This window comes from Cytobacillus sp. MT66, from assembly GCF_058792595.1.
The window spans coordinates 53889-71223 of sequence record NZ_JBXAFB010000017.1; the positions used below are offsets into that span (position 1 = coordinate 53889).

Genomic DNA, 17335 nt, shown 5'->3' on the forward strand with positions numbered 1-17335 from the left:
GAGGATAAATATAAAAGACGCTAAAAAAACTAGCGTCTTTATTTTTTTATGATTAGACTCATTTTCAGTCACTAGAAAATTACCTCCTTCAAATACCTCCCTTTAAATAGAAATGTTTTCTCTATATTACGTAGTAGTCTGTTTTAACATTCATTTGAATAGCGGAAGAGTTCTGTACTAAAGGATAATTTTGGGACAAACAATTAATTCATTTGACTATGCCAATCTTTTTAAGCTTCTTGTGACAATCTTATTGCTCCTTTAAGAGCACCCTTTACAGTGAAAGCTCTAATACTCACTGTGACACCTCCTATTAACCTTTCCTTACTAGTAGTGAACAGCACTCCACATGTATGGAGTATGTAGGAATTAATAAAAATTCTTATTCAATGTTAGACAAATATAATAATCAGGGTTTACTTTTCATATCAACTTTGGAATCAAATTAATTTCATCTATATATGTAAATCTTGATTCTATTGTTTTGGAGATATCAACAACATTTATAAAATATCAAATATCTAAATTCCCCCTCTTAAGCACCCAAAAATCCGTAAATCCATTATCAATAGAATACTGATACAATTCCTCAAGTTTTTTCTTCGAATATATCTTCATGTCATCCCTTTGTTTAACTTTTGCAATCGTTAGGTATTTTCCATTCCGGTCAATTAATGCTTCTAGGAAGACGTCTTTTGCCAGTTTGTCACTTTTGGACAGATTACATGCACTGCAAGCAATGACTAGATTCCACAGCTGGTCGGCCTGGACAAAGCTCCATGGGATAAAATGATCCACGTGGGCGTCTTCCTTTTTCTTGATCGTTTTTCCGCAGTAAAAGCATGTGCCATTATATAAAGAAGAAAGGATTTGATAGAATTGATCTAGCGATGACCGCTTAGAAATATTTTCAACTTTTAAAAGAAGGTTTGTCGTGTCTTCCTGTTCGTTAAATTTCTCTAGAAACAAAGCCAGATGATAATTTGTCAAATAATTTAAGACTCTCTGAAAACGCTGCATGAATGAGTAAAAAGCTAGATTTATCCGCAGGTTTTCTTTTTTATTATCAAAATCATAAATGGTTCCGCTTGTATCCCCATATATAGCACCCATTACATTTAGTTTGCATTTCTTTTTTACCTTTGTGATGATTTCGATCTGAAGTTCATTGGAAAGCTTATCAAATACAAGCGTGCTGGGAATTTGATGTTTTACTTGGACATCAAGCAATATACTTTGTACCTCTGCCTTTTTATTCGTCATATTAATTTGATTTAAATTATGATGAATGACTAGGTTCCAGTAGATCTTTCCAAAGCTATAGAATAAAGCATCATAAGACAGTTCCAGCTTTTCATTAACATTATATAAATTTTCTAAAATAGATTTGATTAGAACAAATTTATAAGTTGTGGAGTTTTTTGATTTTGACGAGAAAATAAAGTTAAAATGCCCCCATATTTCTTTATCCGTTAAATAGGAAGCTTTCATTTCACCTATCTGTAATTTATGGCTCATTATTAATCACCTTTAATCTTCTACTTCTATTAAGAGGATCTTTTCCTTAAAGTTGCCTCTTTCTATAGCCTTTTTAACTCGAATTTCCTCAACCTCTTCAGCTGTGGATCCATGTGCTTCAGCAAGTGCATGAATAATCTCAAGCAAATCGGCGAGTTCTTCAAGAGCACTGTCATTGTCAGAAGCATTCATATATTCCTCAAGCTCTTCATAACTCTTTTTCCGTAATGCTTCTATGTATTCATCCTGTGTCAAAATCCGGCTGGTGTATGTCTTGCCTGCCTTTTCAATGATTTCGGGTATACGGTCCCGGACTAGTTTGTTGTAGATCGGCATATTCAGACTCCCCTGTATAAACTGTTTAATAGTTAAATTATACCATAGGCAGTTCCCCGAAATAGGATAAAAAAAGGGCCTCCGGCAGGACGAAAAACCTCCGGATAGCCCCTATAAAAACCACTGATAAATGAAACACCCATAACTATAAAAGTCATTTGATGATTCGCGAGGAATACATTTTTCAAACCAAAACTTAATTCTGAGTCCGTGTGTCAATGCCGGCAGAAAGGCCAACCTTGAACATTCCCTAATGTATTTTCCATCTCCTCCTTCCCCTGCGTCAAATACCCTTACAACTAAAACATATCTCATTTAAAAACAGAAAAAATTGTCCCCCATCAATTTTTTAACATTTTTTTAAAATTGGTGTTTTTAAGCTGAAAACACGTTGTTTTACGCTGAAACACACTTAATATCTGCAAAAAGTGAATGGTTTGGCGTGTTTTCACGCTGAAAGCAACATTTACATATTTTACATCTTTAGTGAAAATGGAGGAAAAGTTTGCTAGATGGATAGGAGGATTCTTTTATGACAAAATCAGCGTTTACTAGTTTCCGCAATGTAAGGAAGAGTAATTATACTCAAGTTGAAAATACTATGGTCAATGACCCATGTTTAACTTTACAGGCCAAGGGCTTGCTGACGATCCTTTTATCTAACTCTGCCCAGTGGAAAATCAACATGAAAAATATCATTTCCCGTTCCAAAAATGGGCGGGATGCTCATTACAAGATCATTCATGAATTAATAGACAAAGGATATTTTTCTAGAATTACGATCCTAAACGGTCAGTTGCGAACCTTTGAAAAGATGGAATATATTTTTTCGGATGTAAAAGAAGATGTTGTAGCCGCGATTGAACCGATGAACAAATGGGCTGCGGAACATGGCAAAATCCTTGTTATCGAGGGGGCAGCAAAAAAGGAAACTAACAATCTTCAAGATCCTAACATTCAGGGAGTGGATGCAAAACCGGATTCTGGATTTCAGGATACGGAATATGAGGATTCGGATTCAAACCCGTGTCCTTATTTTCAGGATGCGGAAAGTTCGGATATGGTTTTTACGGATACGGATCTTAAGGTTACGACAAATCCGGACAATAAAAATAGGAATCTAGAAAATACGAATGACAAAAAGACCAATATAAAAAATCCTAATCGATCTAATCTCGAGGAAAAGATCTATTCACTTGATATAGCCAAACCTATTGGAATCGTCCTGAAAAACAAGATGGATCGATTGGTTTCTGATGGAATTGATTTGAATGATATTATCCTTTCTTGGGAAACGGAGAAAAACGCGAAAGAAGGATTAAATGAATATCAGTATGCCGACATGCTTCAGAAGGCCTTAACCTATGCAAAAGAGAAAATCGGCTCTAAGGGCAGTGTGTTGAATTTTTTAAAGGCTGCCATCAACACATACAAAAAAGGGATGGTCAATCATCCTCCAGAAGATAAAAAGAAGGCTGTACGGACTGAGGTTCTCCCTTCCTGGTTTAACGACGATGATACGATCATTAAAATGCCTACGAATCCCCCCGAGAACATGGAAACCCTGGAGCAAAAGAAGAAAGAACTTGCTGAGACATTAGCCCAATTGCGGAAGGCCAAACAAATGAAACAGGGATCGGCCGTTTAAAAAGCGGTAGTTATGAACACGGGACAGTTCTTATGTTTTCATTTGCAAATTTCGCCGACAGTGCAAGATACTGTTCGCCATTAATTAAGAAAAACTAAGTAAAAAGATATAAAAGCTAAAAACGGGTTATGGATATACTGGAAGCACATCATATAATTCCTTATCCGAAATTACTCTACATTCTCCTAATGGATTTGGAAAATCTTTTGGATTGTTAGTTACTAAATAGTCAGCAGAATCTTGAACGGAAGAAACCATAATATAGTAATCGTATGGGTCCTTACATCCGTTCATATCGATATTCCTATTTTCTAAGTATTCGGCTTGTTGTTCTATACCCATATTAAGATGATACTTAATTTCAGTAAATAAAGCCTCTTTATAGGTTTCAGTATTATCTAGTCCAGAAACTTTCGATAAACTGTCCATTACTCCGTTTTCCACCATGAAGAATTCTGGGGGTAACGAAGTTTGTATCTAATGCAATAACAATCACTCGTTTCTCCCCCTTATTTTTCGTCTAATTCAACTTCCCAATCGTCACCAAAATCTTCTCCTAGAAGTTGCGCTATCTCATCCTCTGAATCATCATTTTCTTTTTGTTTTTTAAGATACTCAAACTCCTCGGCGGGAATTAACCATTTTCCACGATTGGATAATTGCTTACCTGAAATTTTCCCGTCCTTAATCCAATTGCGAACGGTTTCTGTAGACACTCCATAGTAATCAGCTACAGATTTTGTATCGATATATCTTACCCCATTTTCATCCGTTGTTTCTTCTGAAAGTCCAACGACAACAGGTTTTACAGCATGAACCATGATTGGGTCATAACTGGTTTCAGAATTAATTTCAACGTCATCTACATTTTCTGCTATAAATGTAATCGTGGTGTTTTTTAATCGTAGTGTAACAGAATGTTCTTTAAGTGTATCAATTGCTTTTTGCAAACGTCGACTCTGCTCTTCTTCTTTTGTTCCCTTCAAAACCTCTTCTAAGTCATGAATGACATCAGCAATTGTTGAGTTTCTTTCACCAATCATTTACTTCAACCTCCTTTCTCTTATTATAACCAACCAAATAAACAAAATAAACCAAAATAAGCAAGGTTTCTTTACCACCTTTATAAATAATTCTATCAGTTTGATCCTTCAAATTTCATACCTATTATTTCGAATTCCAATATTCTAAAAACGCATTATATCCTAAAAAAACACCCACAAACATTGATAACAACATTTTCGAGTGTTAAATCGCTTCTTAATTTAACTCGTTTTCACCTTATGATACTGATGGTCAGGGTCAACCAAGTACTCCCCAAATCCCGTAATATATATACTAAATAGTTATAACCACCTTCCCCTGCGCATGCCCTTCGGCAAAATACCGAAAGGCTTCCGGAACCTCACTAAGCGGATAGCTTCGATCAATAACCGGCTTGACTTTCCCTTGTTCAATCAGCTCTTTCATGAACACTAAATCTTTTTGATTGTGCCGTTGCAAGAAGGTAATGAATTTCTTTTTTCCAGACATGGATAGCAAGGGGCGAAGCATCATGCTTTGATACATTTGGCTAATGGCGCCGCCGACATGAATAAATAACCCATTCTCTTTTAGCAATTTTTTATACGTAAACATCGATTGGGAGCCATTCACTCCGAGGATCAAATCATAGGTCTGATTTTGGTTTTCTACGTTTTCCTTCTTGTAATCAATGACCTGGTCAGCCCCTAGAGACCTAGAGATGTCAACGTTTCTTGTACTCACCACAGCCGTTACTTTGGCGCCCAAAGCTTTCGCTATTTGAAGGGTAAATGTTCCCACACCGCCTGATGCCCCGTGAATCAGAACTTCCTGTCCGGGCCTCACCTTGCCTTTATCTCTTAATGCTTGTAATGCAGTCGTAGCTGCCATGGGCACAGCCGCTGCCTCTGTAAATAAAAGATTACTAGGTTTTAATGCTAATGCCTTTTCGTCAGCTACTGCATACTCCGCCAAAGCCCCCCAGCCGCTCCCTGATAAGTCCCCGAACACCTCATCTCCCACCTGAAATTGGGTAACATCCTCACCCACAGCCTCCACGACTCCTGCCATATCCCCTCCCGGGAACGGGTACTTCGGTTTCCTAAGACCAAAGGCTAATCGGGCTAGCCTGGGTTTCCCTGTCAATAACACAAGATTTCCGAAATTTATCGATGATGCATGAACTCTTACTAATACTTGGTTTTTCTCAGGTACAGGAGCAGGTGTCTCTATTAAATTAAGCGTGTCCGGCGTTCCATATTTTTCAGAGATGATCGCTTTCATCTTTATCATCCTCCAAGACCATTTTCAAATATTGTAGTCGGAAGACCAGGATGCTGCATTGACTTAAGTTAAGATGGATAGATTTAAGGGGGAAAATGTTTATTTCATTCGCTTTTTGATTCTGCTTAATGACTCAGGTGTCATCCCAAGGTAGCTGGCTAATTGATGCTGGGGTACACGTGTGAGGAGATCTGGCCGATTTTGGATGATCGATTTATAACGTTCTTCTGGGGATGACTGGATAAATGTTGTGAAATCATTTTGCACTTGACCGAGGTAAGTTTCCATCATGCGGCGGGTCATGGATTCAAGTTCCGTATATTGCTGATACATTTCTTTTTCCGATTCAAAGTCGGCCACAACCAATACACAGTCTTCTACACAGGTTAAGGAGTGCCGGGATGGTTGATTAGGTTCTTCCCCGCTAAACAACAGAATGGCTTGTTCTTCGGTATAAAAATTGCTCGTTGCCTCTTTGCCATCTTCCTCTATATGATATTGTCTGACACACCCTTTTAATACAAAGAAGCATTTCTTCGTTGGAGCGTCTCCCTGTTTAATGAGGTCCTTTCCCTTTTCAAATTGCTGGATTATTAGCTCTTCAATAACCGCCTGCTGCTCATCTTTAGATAACACAGTGTATTTCTCCATATATTTCATGAGGATTTCCTTCATTTTCCTGTCTCCTTTGAACATACTACTCATATGACCTATATGCTCCTTCATGTTCGTTATGGTTTTAACGCATATATTTTCTTTCGAGGTTTTGAACTTCTTGATTTAGGCAAACCTCTTAAGATGGAGGTATCACTATGTTATTTTTATTCATCTCAATGGAATTTTTGGAATTATTATTTGGTTTATGCCTAAAAGGATATCATTATTAGAAATGTATACAACTTCACTTTTTTCAACAGTTCTTCAATTAATTACTGATATCTATTTAGAATTTAAATATCGGCTTTACTGGTACTTCTCACCTGGGGTTGATTTTATTACTCTTTTTGTGGTCTTTTGGATTTACCCTGCTGTAAATATCATGTTTTTAAATTTCTACCCGCAACATAAGAATAGAATTAGTAAAACTTTGTATATCTTGGGCTGGAGTGCCTTTGCCCTTGCGTACGAATGGGCAGCGACAAAAACTGGACTTTTTCATCATAATGGCTGGAATTTGATTTACTCCATCCCAATATACCCTTTACTTTATCTACTCCTATTATTTAATTGGAAATTAATAAACAAATTAAATACTGCATCAACTAAACCGAAATGCTAGCAAGCACTGCCTTTTTTACCCAAATAAAGCTAACCCAACAAACCAAAGTACAGGGATGATCAACGCTGGCAACATATTTAACGATTTACTATCTTTAATCCCTAAGATCGATAAACCTGAGCTTAAAATTAAAATTCCGCCAACTATCGATACTTCTGTCATTAAAGTATTTGTTAAAAATGGCTCTACGTACTGGGCACTTAAATAAATCGATGTTTGCCATATAAATAATACGACTGCTGCAAAGGCGATGCCAAAACCATATGTTGCTGCTAACGCCATTGATGTCACTAAATCTAATGTCGCATTTGTAAATAAATATGTATGATTACTATATAAAGCACTTTCTACAGGACCTAAAATCGATAAAGTCCCAATACAAAAAAGTAAAATCGCCGTTGATAATCCTTTGCTTAAATCTGATTGTGAAAAACGATTAACAAGCTTTTGAAATTTTGCATCGACATCGACAATCGTTCCTGCTAATCCGCCAATGGCTAAACTGGCGATAAATAGGACAGGGTATGCACTATTTGGCATATTTTGAACAACAGCATTGATGCCGAGCGCAACCGCCGCAAAACCCATCGCTGTAAATAAAGCTGATTGGTATTCTTCCTTTATCCCTTTCTTTAAAAAACTTCCTACTGCACTGCCAATTAATATAGCTATAGTATTCACAATTGTGCCAATCATGCCACCATTCACCTCTGTACTTAAATATAAAGGAAAAATCCATTTTGACAATCATTTTATCAAAATGGATTTTACAAGAGGATTAATGCTGACGCTATTTCAGCTGATTCATTAAGGACAAGCCTGCTGATCTTAGCAGTGAAACATCCATACCGATTGTGAAGTATTGGATACCATTCTCAGCCCAATATTTTGCGTGTTCCGTATTTGATACGTGAATCCCGACTGCAATATTTTTATTTCGTATGGTTTTGACCATCGACTTAATCGTTTCCTGAACGACAGGATGTTCGATTTGCCCTGGATATCCTAATGCCTGAGAAAGGTCCAATGGTCCAATATAGATCACATTGATGCCAGGGACTTCCAAAATCGATTCTAGGTTAGCTAAACCTTCTTTTGATTCAATTTGCACAATAACCGTTGTTTCGATTTCAGCTTCCTTCATATGCTGATCTAAAGGAACGGCACCCCAACGATTGGCTCGTACTGGGCCGCCTAATCCTCGTGCTCCAGCAGGTGCGTATCGAATACCCTGTAATAAGGTTGCACATTGCTCGGCCGTTTCTATTTTTGGTAAAATGAAAGAGGTTACCCCAATATCCATCATTCGATAGAAATCCGCCGGGTTTTGCGATGCGGTTCTTACGGCTAGCTTGATATTCTGACTATATCCAGCCAAAACCATATAGTCCAGCATAGACAGGTCAATCGAGCTATGCTCCATATCGATATGCAAAAAATCGAAGCCAGCGCTTCCCAATGCTTCCACTGCTATTGGTGAAGGGATTCTTATCCAGCTTCCGTATACACAATTTCCTTCTTGCAGCTTTTTCTTAATAACATTTACCGTCACTTTGTTCTCCCCCTTGTTTTGTCTGCTTTGGTATCGTTAATTCTTCTTCCAGTGTAAACCGATTCGTGAGTCGGCCGAGCTTTTCAATTTCAATTGTAACCTCGTCCCCATCACTTAACCATACTTGCTGCTCTTTTGGATAGCCCAAGATGCCCCCCTCAGGCGTACCTGTTAAAATAATATCTCCCGGTTCAAGTGTCATATATTTGGAAATATAGCTCACGATTTCATCACAGTGAAAAATCATATCAGCGGTGTTTGAATTTTGTCTCATTTCACCGTTCACGAAAGATCGAATATACAGGTTGTTTGGATCTTCGACTTCATCCGCTGTGACTAGATAGGGACCTAACGGGCTAAACCCATCACAGCTTTTTCCAAGCAGCCATTGGCTTGTTCGTGTCTGCAAATCACGAGCAGATAAATCATTGGCATTACAGTAACCAAAAATGTATTGTAGCGCCTCTTCTTTTGCCACATGCTTGGCTCTTTTTCCTATAATCATTCCTAATTCCGCCTCGTAATCTACTTCATTAACATGAAGCGGTATGTGGATCACGTCCTCGTGGGCCGCAAGCGCATTGCCAAACTTATTGAACAGCACAGGGTATTCTGGAACAGGTAAGTTGGACTCCTCTGCGTGTTTGCGATAATTAAGGCCAACACAGATAATTTTACCAGGTTTGGGAACACACGGACCAAATCTAATTTCTTCTTCTTTCAGCCAAATTCCTTCAACATCTTCGATTATTACTTGATTGAGTAAGGCATCAAGCTCTGCAAGTGCCGCATTTCCTCCATTCAGAACTTCTTTCATTGTTTTCGGTACCTTACGTTTTATTTCCAATTGGCTTGAGGCAAGCTCCATTCTCCAAAATTCATCCAGGGATTTCGGAATTTTATGGTTCCTTACCAGCTTGCTTGGAGCCTGCTCCACACCTAGTTCCATTCTCCAGAATTCTCTTAGTGATTTTGGTCTTTTACCGTTCCGTTCCAATTTACCCGATGCTGCCTCCACATCTAATATCCCACGATTTGTCTTGATTCCCAATTTCAAGCCTGTCTCTGATTGAAGAGTCAATAATTTCATCCAATCCCCTCCATCTTTTAGACAATCACATATGCTTCTTCCAGGAAATTAATGATCAATAATCATTACATAATAATGAATATACTAAAATTTCAGATTATTTAATGTGCAAAATACCGATGTGTCCCTCATTTCAGCCATGCACACCAATACTTTTTAAGCCTAAATTATGTCCGTAACATTGGTTGTGGTTTAATTATAACATTTCGATAGGTATGTCAACTAATTGTAAATAAAATAAAAATAGGGTACAAAAATTTATTTAGGAGTTGATTAACGCAATAATTAGCATGAAAAATGCTCAGGGCTAAAAACTCTGAGCATTTTTCTATATATTCGCTTATAGAACTCCTTTATACACATTTTTACACTCATAAATTATGAAAGAATGGTACTATGAAAATATCATTCATACGAGTGGTTGCCACCTCTTTTTTAATAACATTGAAAGCTTTGAATTTGCCTCAATGCCATACCAAAATAAGTCCAGCCTGCGTGTTGTCTCCAACGCCAGCCTGCGATACTGTTACGACCTACATAGGTAGGATAGAACCAAAATTGTTGACCATTTCGCAGCCATATATATGTGTAACGAAATAAACAGGCTCTTATGGCATTTGGGTCAATGGCAGCGACTTCTTCTGATAATGGTGTAGAACAAGGACGAGTATTAAAATCAATTGGTGCTAATATGTCATCTGTAAATACAATAAGAGATTTTAACCCTTCAATCTGTTCTTTAGTTAAATCTCCATCAGCCATTAATAGTTCATCTGCTGATAATTCCTTATTTTTATAGCCTTTTTCATTACCTTTCATCAAAATCTCAACCCTTCTTAATATCATTTACTACATGGTATTCATTCTGAAGGGGAGTGTTTGGACAACTATATTAGGACAATATAACATTAAATACGAACCTACTCGTTTTCTGCCTGGGAAACTGACAAATTTAGTCATACAATTAACATTACACTATTTTTGTGACGGCTTTACTGAATGCGGTTCCCCTATGTTTGAAAAATAAACGGGAAAATTCCGTTTAAATTAGGAAATACCTATATTTCCTTAAAAATAAGGGGAGTTTTTCCGTTAGATTATCTAATTCTTCGGATTTTGCCTTATTTAGGGAAGCGAATCGGAATATTTCCGCTTATATCTGCTTCTTAAGACTCTCTAATATACATTAACCGGAAATTCTCCGCCTATGAACTCTCATTCCATCACTGCCATTATCAAAGTATATTGAAGTTACATACACCAGGGTTGCACGTCTCGTTGTAGCTAAGTCGCAGCATTTTACGTTATTTAGTAACTCATCTTTTTTTATTTTAGCAGTGTTAATATAGCCGTTGATTGCAGCGAAGATCAACTAAGTAGTTAATTCCATTTTCTCTAAAAGCCAATTAGTAAAGACTAAGGTGATTAATTACTCTCAAAATAAAAAAAGGCCCTAAGATGATTTCTTAGAGCCTTTTCTGAGCGCAATGGAATCGAACCCACTAGAACCCAGCCCCACAGCCTTTTTAAAGACTGCGCAAACTAATTTTTTCAATTTTTATAAGAGAACAAAAGCGACAATAGCACCAATGATAATAGCTACGCTCACTATTTTCCCAACCACAGGAACTCGGTCATTGGTATTTTGATTGACCTTCTGCTCCTGAGCCTCGACTACCTTACGATATTCAGGACTGCAGCATCCCATTAGGATACCTTCTTGTAATGAGAGATATCTTCTTCTAGCTGAATATTTGCACTGCGAGCAATTTTAGCTTGTCGGAAGAATAATACCAATAACAGTGCCGTACCTATAAAACCACCGTACCATGAAATATTCATTGGCAAGCGGAAGCCGATTTGCGCATTCAAGATGTAGGTGATGACCATGCATAACATGAATGTTCCCGGAACGAGTGAAATCCAGTAATTCTTTCTCGCAATGTAAAGATACATCGCACCAACGAATAAGGCAATAACCGCTGTAGCTTGGTTTGCCCAGCTAAAGTATCTCCAAAGAATGTTAAAATCGATTCGTGTAAGAACAATGGAAATGGCGAATAATGGAACAGCAATCCAAAGTCGGCTGGACATAGTCTTTTGCGCCATTTTTAAATATTCAGCAATAATCATCCGCGCACTGCGGAAAGCCGTATCACCTGAAGTGATTGGCAATACGATAACACCTAATACAGCAAGTGTTCCGCCAATGGCCCCTAGCATCATAGTAGAAACTTCACTTACAATGGCTCCCGGACCACCTGCAGCAAGAAGTTCTTGTAAGCCCCCGTAACCATCAAACAGGCTCATTGCCGCAGCAGCCCAGATCATGGCAATAATCCCTTCGGCAATCATCATACCGTAGAATATTTTACGGCCTTGGCTTTCTCTTTGTGTCGTACGTGAAATGATTGGTGTTTGTGTAGCATGAAATCCAGATAGAGCACCACAAGTAATAGTAAAGAATAATAATGGGAAGATGGGTGCATTGTCAGGATGGAAATTGGCTAATGAAAGTTCAGGAATAGGTGCACCTTTTACGACTAAACCAATGCCAACCCCTGCAGCACTGATTAAAAGGACTGCTCCAAAGTATGGATACAGACGGCCGATAATTTTATCCACTGGTAATAAAGTAGCCAGGATGTAGTATATGAAAATAACGGCAACTAAAATCCCGATCGCAACTTTTCCGTCCATTAATAGGTATAGAAGATCAGCTGGAGTGGCAACGAAAACGGTTCCAACTAATAGTAAAAGTAAAACCGCAAAAGCATTGACAATATGTTTCATGGCTTTACCTAAAAACTTCGTTGCTAGCTCTGGCAAGTGAGCTCCTTTGTTGCGGATTGAAATCATACCTGTTAAATAGTCATGAACCGCACCTGCGAAGATACATCCAACAACGATCCAAATGAATGCGACAGGCCCGTAAAGCGCTCCCATAATAGGTCCGAATACAGGTCCGGTACCAGCAATATTCAGCAGCTGAATCAATGAATTTTTCTTAGTGCTCATTGGAATATAATCTACACCATCGGCATCTACATAAGCTGGTGTCGCACGTTCTTCCTTAACGCCGAATACCTTTTCAACATATTTACCATACGTGAAGTATCCAATGACTAACAAAGCAATACTCGCTAGGAATGTAATCATTATTATTCCCTCCTTAATCCCTTTATTAAAAAAGTTATGAATACGTTTACATTTATTATAGTATTTTCATAGGATTAAAGGAGAGTTTGTGACTAACACGTGAAAAATTGACAATAACGTGTCAAATTTGTGAACTGAAAGGCAAAATATTTAGAAATTTAATTAGATTTCTAAATTTAACCGCAAGGCCTTTACATAATTCCTGCTTACCGAGAGCTGTTCCTCTCTTCCTTCAATTTCCAGCTGATAAGCACCGTTAAACCACGGCGTAAGTCGAGTGACGTATTTTAAATTAACGAGGAAACTTTTATGAATACGGAAGAAACCAAAGGATTCAAGCCTGCTTTCTAAGTCCTTTAACTGTGTCTTTGAGTCATATTCCCCCATTTTTGTCACAAGCTTTGTCACCTTCTCATCTCTTGCAATATATAAAATATCCATTGGTTCAAGATAGATAATTTCGCCGCTTGAATCAACTGCTAGCTTCCCAGTCTGTTTGACTTTTTCCTTTTCCTCTGGAGTGTAAAAATGCTTTTCGATTCGTTTCACTGTTTCCTTTAATTGTTCCTCATCAAATGGCTTTAATAAGTAGTCGATCGCATTAAAGCGAAATGCTTCCACGGCAAATTCCGGGTAGGCAGTCGCAAACACAATAAGGGGCGGATTTTTTAGTTCTAATAGGGCCTTTGCCGCTTCCATCCCACTCACCTTTTGCATTTCTACATCTAGAAAGACCACATCTGGCTGAAGTTGGACCGCCTTTAAAATCGCAGCCTCCCCTGAATCTGCTTCCCCGACTACCTGAATGGATGGGTAGGTCTCTAATAAATGAGACAGCTCATCACGGCTATATAATTCATCATCGACAATCAGTGTTTTAATTTTTGATTCCATCTTAAATAGCCTCCGTTATTGGGATTGAAAAGGCGATTTCTGTTCCTTTATTTTCTTCACTTTTAATGACTAAAGCAGACTTTTCACCAAATAGCATGGTAAGCCTGCGATTCACATTGTATAAGGCGACTCCACTGCCTTTTTCAGATTTTATTGGAGTTACACAAACTTGCTTTGCACGTTCCTCGCTCATCCCCATCCCATTATCCTCAACCTTTACAGAGACGCTGTCATTCCTTTTTTGAATGGAAATGATCACATTGAAATCTCCATCTTTATTCTTCATCCCATGTTTGATAGCATTTTCAACAATCGGCTGAAGGGTAAGTGGCGGGATATGCTGATACAAAGCATCTTCGTCAACCTCATATAATACCTTTAGTTTATCTACAAACCTTGTTTCCTCTATTTCTAAATACGCTTTTACCTGCCTAAGTTCCTGTTCCAGTGTTGTTTTATTTTGTGTCGTTACAGAAAGATTTTGCCGTAAAAAATGAGAAAGAGAAACGAGAAGTTTTCTAGCCTTTGTTGGGTCACTTCTTACTAATGAAAGAATCGTGTTCAGTGTATTAAAAAGAAAATGCGGACTGATTTGTGCTTGAAGTACTTTGATTTCGGCTTCTTTTGCGAGCTGAAATGCCTTATCGGCTTCCGCGATTTCAAGCTGGTTACTTAAAAGAGAACTCATACCTGAGATAAGCTCTGTGACAATAGGGGTAATTTCTTTTTCAGAACGAAAGTAGAATTTTAGCGTCCCAATTGTTTCTTCTCTGCGTTTTAATGGAGCAATCACGGCGGCACCTAGCGGGCACTCCTCATCACGGCATTGAATCATCTTTTTGTTTGCGATGATAATTTTTTCATTATGAATAACATCCAAGGTAATTTGCGTTTGGATGGGCATTTGCGGACGGTGATGGTTATCTCCAAGACCCACATGTGCCAGAATTTCACGAGTGTTTGTCATTGATACAGCTAGCGCTTGGATTTCATCCTGAATAATATGGCAAACGGCATGTGCCGTTTCATGATTCAGTCCATGACGTAAATAGGCAAGTGTTTTATCAGCAATACGCAATGTTTTTTGAGCTTGGACAGCACCCGCTCGTTCTCCTTCATTAATAACACTCTTAATAATCATAAGGAAAATAGTACAGCCGAGTCCATTGGCAACTATCATCGGAATCCCAATGATTTCAACTAAAGCCCATGCCTTTTCAAAGGGACGTGAGAACAGCAGGATAACAAGCATTTGAAGCGCTTCTGCAGAGGCTGCAATGATAAAGGCCGTACTTAGTTTCACATGCTTATTTTTCTTATAAAAATATCCTGAAATAAAGCCTGCAATGATAGATGCAACACCACAGGATATGGCGGTAAATCCACCCAGGGTAAAACGGTGAATCCCTGCAATCAGGCCTGCACCCAAGCCAACCTTATACCCTCCAAGGAGACCTGCCAGCACCACACCAATGACCCGTGAATTCGCTAAAGCTTCATCAGAGGTCAACCCAGATGCCCAACGGCCAAATTCCATGCTTTCCGTATTAAGGCTTAAGCCCGTATAGGTTCCAATAATTCCGAAAAAACCAAAGAAAACAATCGCCACCAGCTTCTGCAGGCGGCTCAGCTCCTCCTGGTACATCATCCCCCGAAAAAATTTCAATCTCGTCAAAATAAAAGCGATCGCAACAATGATCCCTAACCGCTCTAACATAGTAATTAAAAGTTCAAACATAGCAATACTCCTTTTTTGGTAATCGCCAAAACAGGTTAGAGTAAATCCTATCATTATTTTAACAGTATTTTTGCCGTGCGGGATAGTTTTTTGGGGGATGGACAAGGTGCCTGTCCCCTGAAAAAGGACAGGGGGACAGTCCCCTCGTCCGTATCTGTTACTTTTTTAATATACTCAAATATTTCTTCCACGGTCCAACGTCTTCTCTGTATCTATTTGCCATAACCCGGACGATTTGGGATATATGTGTTAAGTCATGAACAACCCATGCTGCAAGTAATTCCCTAAGCTTTACTGAACCAAATTCCGGATGTGAACCTGTCAATTCAAAGTGCAATTCGGGTTTTATTTGATCCTTTAATTTGTCTATGTTATGTGTTCTAACTTTTTTAAACTCAAGAAGCTTCTGTTCAACTGATTCACTAGTCTTTTTATTTAAATGAGAATATCGGTCAAACGGCGGAAAAGGTTTATTCTCACCTTCTTGAAGAATGGTTTCTAACCTAGGCACCCAATTAACTTTCTCGCATTCTATCAGATGGTCTATTACTTCAGAGGCATTCCACGTTCCTTCACCTTCATTACTTTTCATCCATTCTTCAGATAACCAGGCTAAAAAATATTCCAATGTTTGTGGCGTGCGTTCCAGGATTTCAAGCCCCTCTTTTATATTAAAATTCATGATCAACCCGCTCCTTTCACATATTAAAACAATCTTACTCCTACTTAAGTGAAATCTTGAATCCCAGCATTTCTATTTAATAATATGAAATATTGTCCACAAACCTGCCAAGTTTGTTTTAGAACTCCAAATAAAAAGCGTTAACCCTGGTTCGATTAACGCACATTCCGCCTAAATAAATTGTGTTAATAGCTGGTTAAATTGATCACGCTCTTCCCAGAAAGGGCCGTGGCCACTATAGTGAAACGGGACTAATTGGGAATTTCTTATTTGTTGGTTTAGCTCGTGAGCTTGTGCAAAAGGAATCACTTTGTCGTGAATGCCATGAATGATTAATGTAGGAACATTAATTTTTGAAAGATCCGTATGCAGCGTCTCATCTCTTAATGTCATGATAATGGCAACTGTTGACCAACTTGCTGCTTGTAATCCCATTTGCAAAAACCAGTCAGAGAATGGTTTCGTTATATATTGAAAGAAAAATCCATCTGTTACATGCTGCATCATTTTTGGGCGATCAGATAAGGCTTCTTCGAGAAAATTATTAGCTGTTTCTTTGGTAAATCCAATCGGAGCGGCTGCATCAACAAGGACTAGCTTTGATACCCCAAAACCGTTGTGACGAGACATATATCGAATGGCAATAGCCCCACCGGTTGAATGGCCTACCAGAATAAAATTATTTAACTGAAGCGCACCAACTAATGTGCGGATATCATCCGCAAGTCTGTTATAAGTATAGCCGCTCATCGGTTTATCCGACTTTCCGAAACCTCTCCAGTCAATTCCGATACAGCGGTATCCCATTGCAGGGAGAACATTAAACTGATACTCAAACTGTTGATGACTTAACGGCCAGCCATGTAAAAACACTATGGTCTTATTTCCACCCGGGTTAATATCTTCTACATATAAATTCACACCCGTATCTACAGTCACAAAATATCCCATGTATACCCTCCTTAGTTAAAATCGTATCAGCAATAAGATATTCATTTTTGTAAACATAGGTGAGCCGGACAGGGGGACAGGCACTCTGTCCGGCCGAAGGACAAGGTGCCTGTGAACTATAACCCGAATAATGGACACCCTTAAAAAAGGGACGTTATTCGGGTTTTGTTATGTCTTTAAT

At 38.4% G+C, this 17335-nt stretch carries 18 protein-coding genes; 2 read left to right on the forward strand and 16 right to left on the reverse strand.

Going from position 1 to position 17335, the window contains the following annotated elements:
• Nucleotides 1-513: 513 nt before the first annotated feature.
• Together AC1Q59_RS21645 and AC1Q59_RS21650 are read right to left on the reverse strand one after the other, a co-directional pair.
• Entirely contained in the window at nucleotides 514-1518 is a 1005-nt protein-coding gene (locus AC1Q59_RS21645) for an HNH endonuclease (RefSeq protein WP_492367937.1), read from the reverse strand.
• Between the two features lie 12 nt (nucleotides 1519-1530).
• On the reverse strand, nucleotides 1531-1854 hold the full coding sequence (locus AC1Q59_RS21650) for a nucleoside triphosphate pyrophosphohydrolase (RefSeq protein ID WP_492367938.1): 324 nt from the start codon (nucleotides 1852-1854) through the stop codon (nucleotides 1531-1533).
• A gap of 532 nt (nucleotides 1855-2386) precedes the next feature.
• On the opposite strand from AC1Q59_RS21650, the gene AC1Q59_RS21655 reads away from it, so the two are divergent.
• Nucleotides 2387-3502 carry a hypothetical protein gene (locus tag AC1Q59_RS21655; protein WP_492367939.1) on the forward strand — a complete coding sequence of 372 codons (1116 nt, stop codon included), beginning with the start codon at nucleotides 2387-2389 and terminating at the stop codon, nucleotides 3500-3502.
• A 126-nt stretch (nucleotides 3503-3628) separates the two neighbouring features.
• Here AC1Q59_RS21655 and AC1Q59_RS21660 read toward each other — a convergent pair whose 3' ends face one another.
• The 4 genes from AC1Q59_RS21660 to AC1Q59_RS21675 form a co-directional block, all read right to left on the reverse strand.
• A complete protein-coding gene (locus AC1Q59_RS21660; protein WP_492367940.1) occupies nucleotides 3629-3931 on the reverse strand; it encodes a hypothetical protein in 303 nt (100 codons plus the stop codon).
• Nucleotides 3932-4011: 80 nt separating this feature from the next.
• A complete protein-coding gene (locus AC1Q59_RS21665; RefSeq protein ID WP_492367941.1) occupies nucleotides 4012-4545 on the reverse strand; it encodes a helix-turn-helix domain-containing protein in 534 nt (177 codons plus the stop codon).
• 295 nt (nucleotides 4546-4840) lie between these two features.
• Entirely contained in the window at nucleotides 4841-5809 is a 969-nt protein-coding gene (locus AC1Q59_RS21670) for an NAD(P)-dependent alcohol dehydrogenase (protein ID WP_492367942.1), read from the reverse strand.
• A 99-nt stretch (nucleotides 5810-5908) separates the two neighbouring features.
• Nucleotides 5909-6484, reverse strand: coding sequence for a Crp/Fnr family transcriptional regulator (locus tag AC1Q59_RS21675; protein WP_492367943.1), 576 nt, complete (start codon nucleotides 6482-6484; stop codon nucleotides 5909-5911).
• A 214-nt stretch (nucleotides 6485-6698) separates the two neighbouring features.
• Between AC1Q59_RS21675 and AC1Q59_RS21680 the strand changes: the two genes are divergently transcribed.
• Nucleotides 6699-7088 carry a CBO0543 family protein gene (locus tag AC1Q59_RS21680; RefSeq protein WP_492367944.1) on the forward strand — a complete coding sequence of 130 codons (390 nt, stop codon included), beginning with the start codon at nucleotides 6699-6701 and terminating at the stop codon, nucleotides 7086-7088.
• Nucleotides 7089-7103: 15 nt separating this feature from the next.
• Here AC1Q59_RS21680 and AC1Q59_RS21685 read toward each other — a convergent pair whose 3' ends face one another.
• The 10 genes from AC1Q59_RS21685 to AC1Q59_RS21730 form a co-directional block, all read right to left on the reverse strand.
• The gene (locus AC1Q59_RS21685; protein WP_492367945.1) at nucleotides 7104-7784 is read right to left on the reverse strand and encodes a DUF554 domain-containing protein; all 681 of its coding nucleotides are present in this window, start codon (nucleotides 7782-7784) and stop codon (nucleotides 7104-7106) included.
• 94 nt (nucleotides 7785-7878) lie between these two features.
• On the reverse strand, nucleotides 7879-8640 hold the full coding sequence (locus tag AC1Q59_RS21690) for an HpcH/HpaI aldolase family protein (RefSeq protein ID WP_492367946.1): 762 nt from the start codon (nucleotides 8638-8640) through the stop codon (nucleotides 7879-7881).
• On the reverse strand, nucleotides 8621-9730 hold the full coding sequence (locus tag AC1Q59_RS21695; RefSeq protein ID WP_492367947.1) for a fumarylacetoacetate hydrolase family protein: 1110 nt from the start codon (nucleotides 9728-9730) through the stop codon (nucleotides 8621-8623). The genes AC1Q59_RS21690 and AC1Q59_RS21695 overlap by 20 nt, the downstream gene beginning before the upstream one ends.
• A gap of 435 nt (nucleotides 9731-10165) precedes the next feature.
• Complete coding sequence (locus tag AC1Q59_RS21700; RefSeq protein WP_492367959.1) at nucleotides 10166-10549, reverse strand: hypothetical protein; 384 nt, start codon at nucleotides 10547-10549, stop codon at nucleotides 10166-10168.
• A 739-nt stretch (nucleotides 10550-11288) separates the two neighbouring features.
• Nucleotides 11289-11438, reverse strand: a complete 150-nt coding sequence (locus tag AC1Q59_RS21705) for a hypothetical protein (protein WP_492367948.1) — start codon at nucleotides 11436-11438, stop codon at nucleotides 11289-11291.
• Nucleotides 11438-12889, reverse strand: a complete 1452-nt coding sequence (locus AC1Q59_RS21710) for a carbon starvation CstA family protein (protein WP_492367949.1) — start codon at nucleotides 12887-12889, stop codon at nucleotides 11438-11440. Before AC1Q59_RS21710 ends, AC1Q59_RS21705 begins: the two co-directional genes overlap by 1 nt.
• A gap of 162 nt (nucleotides 12890-13051) precedes the next feature.
• Nucleotides 13052-13783, reverse strand: coding sequence for a LytR/AlgR family response regulator transcription factor (locus AC1Q59_RS21715; protein ID WP_492367950.1), 732 nt, complete (start codon nucleotides 13781-13783; stop codon nucleotides 13052-13054).
• Between the two features lies 1 nt (nucleotide 13784).
• Nucleotides 13785-15521 (reverse strand): LytS/YhcK type 5TM receptor domain-containing protein, encoded by a 1737-nt coding sequence (locus AC1Q59_RS21720; RefSeq protein ID WP_492367951.1) that lies wholly within the window; start codon nucleotides 15519-15521, stop codon nucleotides 13785-13787.
• Nucleotides 15522-15678: 157 nt separating this feature from the next.
• Nucleotides 15679-16203, reverse strand: coding sequence for a DinB family protein (locus AC1Q59_RS21725; RefSeq protein ID WP_492367952.1), 525 nt, complete (start codon nucleotides 16201-16203; stop codon nucleotides 15679-15681).
• Between the two features lie 171 nt (nucleotides 16204-16374).
• On the reverse strand, nucleotides 16375-17154 hold the full coding sequence (locus tag AC1Q59_RS21730; RefSeq protein ID WP_492367953.1) for an alpha/beta fold hydrolase: 780 nt from the start codon (nucleotides 17152-17154) through the stop codon (nucleotides 16375-16377).
• Between the last annotated feature and the right edge of the window lie 181 nt (nucleotides 17155-17335).

What these genes read in the sequence shown, in the direction of transcription:
- AC1Q59_RS21645 (WP_492367937.1), bottom strand. Translation starts at nt 1,518, where the DNA reads ATGAGCCATAAATTACAGATAGGTGAAATGAAAGCTTCCTATTTAACG.
- AC1Q59_RS21650 (WP_492367938.1), bottom strand. Translation starts at nt 1,854, where the DNA reads ATGCCGATCTACAACAAACTAGTCCGGGACCGTATACCCGAAATCATT.
- AC1Q59_RS21655 (WP_492367939.1), top strand. Translation starts at nt 2,387, where the DNA reads ATGACAAAATCAGCGTTTACTAGTTTCCGCAATGTAAGGAAGAGTAAT.
- AC1Q59_RS21660 (WP_492367940.1), bottom strand. Translation starts at nt 3,931, where the DNA reads ATGGACAGTTTATCGAAAGTTTCTGGACTAGATAATACTGAAACCTAT.
- AC1Q59_RS21665 (WP_492367941.1), bottom strand. Translation starts at nt 4,545, where the DNA reads ATGATTGGTGAAAGAAACTCAACAATTGCTGATGTCATTCATGACTTA.
- AC1Q59_RS21670 (WP_492367942.1), bottom strand. Translation starts at nt 5,809, where the DNA reads ATGAAAGCGATCATCTCTGAAAAATATGGAACGCCGGACACGCTTAAT.
- AC1Q59_RS21675 (WP_492367943.1), bottom strand. Translation starts at nt 6,484, where the DNA reads ATGAAGGAAATCCTCATGAAATATATGGAGAAATACACTGTGTTATCT.
- AC1Q59_RS21680 (WP_492367944.1), top strand. Translation starts at nt 6,699, where the DNA reads ATGTATACAACTTCACTTTTTTCAACAGTTCTTCAATTAATTACTGAT.
- AC1Q59_RS21685 (WP_492367945.1), bottom strand. Translation starts at nt 7,784, where the DNA reads ATGATTGGCACAATTGTGAATACTATAGCTATATTAATTGGCAGTGCA.
- AC1Q59_RS21695 (WP_492367947.1), bottom strand. Translation starts at nt 9,730, where the DNA reads ATGAAATTATTGACTCTTCAATCAGAGACAGGCTTGAAATTGGGAATC.
- AC1Q59_RS21700 (WP_492367959.1), bottom strand. Translation starts at nt 10,549, where the DNA reads ATGAAAGGTAATGAAAAAGGCTATAAAAATAAGGAATTATCAGCAGAT.
- AC1Q59_RS21705 (WP_492367948.1), bottom strand. Translation starts at nt 11,438, where the DNA reads ATGGGATGCTGCAGTCCTGAATATCGTAAGGTAGTCGAGGCTCAGGAG.
- AC1Q59_RS21710 (WP_492367949.1), bottom strand. Translation starts at nt 12,889, where the DNA reads ATGATTACATTCCTAGCGAGTATTGCTTTGTTAGTCATTGGATACTTC.
- AC1Q59_RS21715 (WP_492367950.1), bottom strand. Translation starts at nt 13,783, where the DNA reads ATGGAATCAAAAATTAAAACACTGATTGTCGATGATGAATTATATAGC.
- AC1Q59_RS21720 (WP_492367951.1), bottom strand. Translation starts at nt 15,521, where the DNA reads ATGTTTGAACTTTTAATTACTATGTTAGAGCGGTTAGGGATCATTGTT.
- AC1Q59_RS21725 (WP_492367952.1), bottom strand. Translation starts at nt 16,203, where the DNA reads ATGAATTTTAATATAAAAGAGGGGCTTGAAATCCTGGAACGCACGCCA.
- AC1Q59_RS21730 (WP_492367953.1), bottom strand. Translation starts at nt 17,154, where the DNA reads ATGGGATATTTTGTGACTGTAGATACGGGTGTGAATTTATATGTAGAA.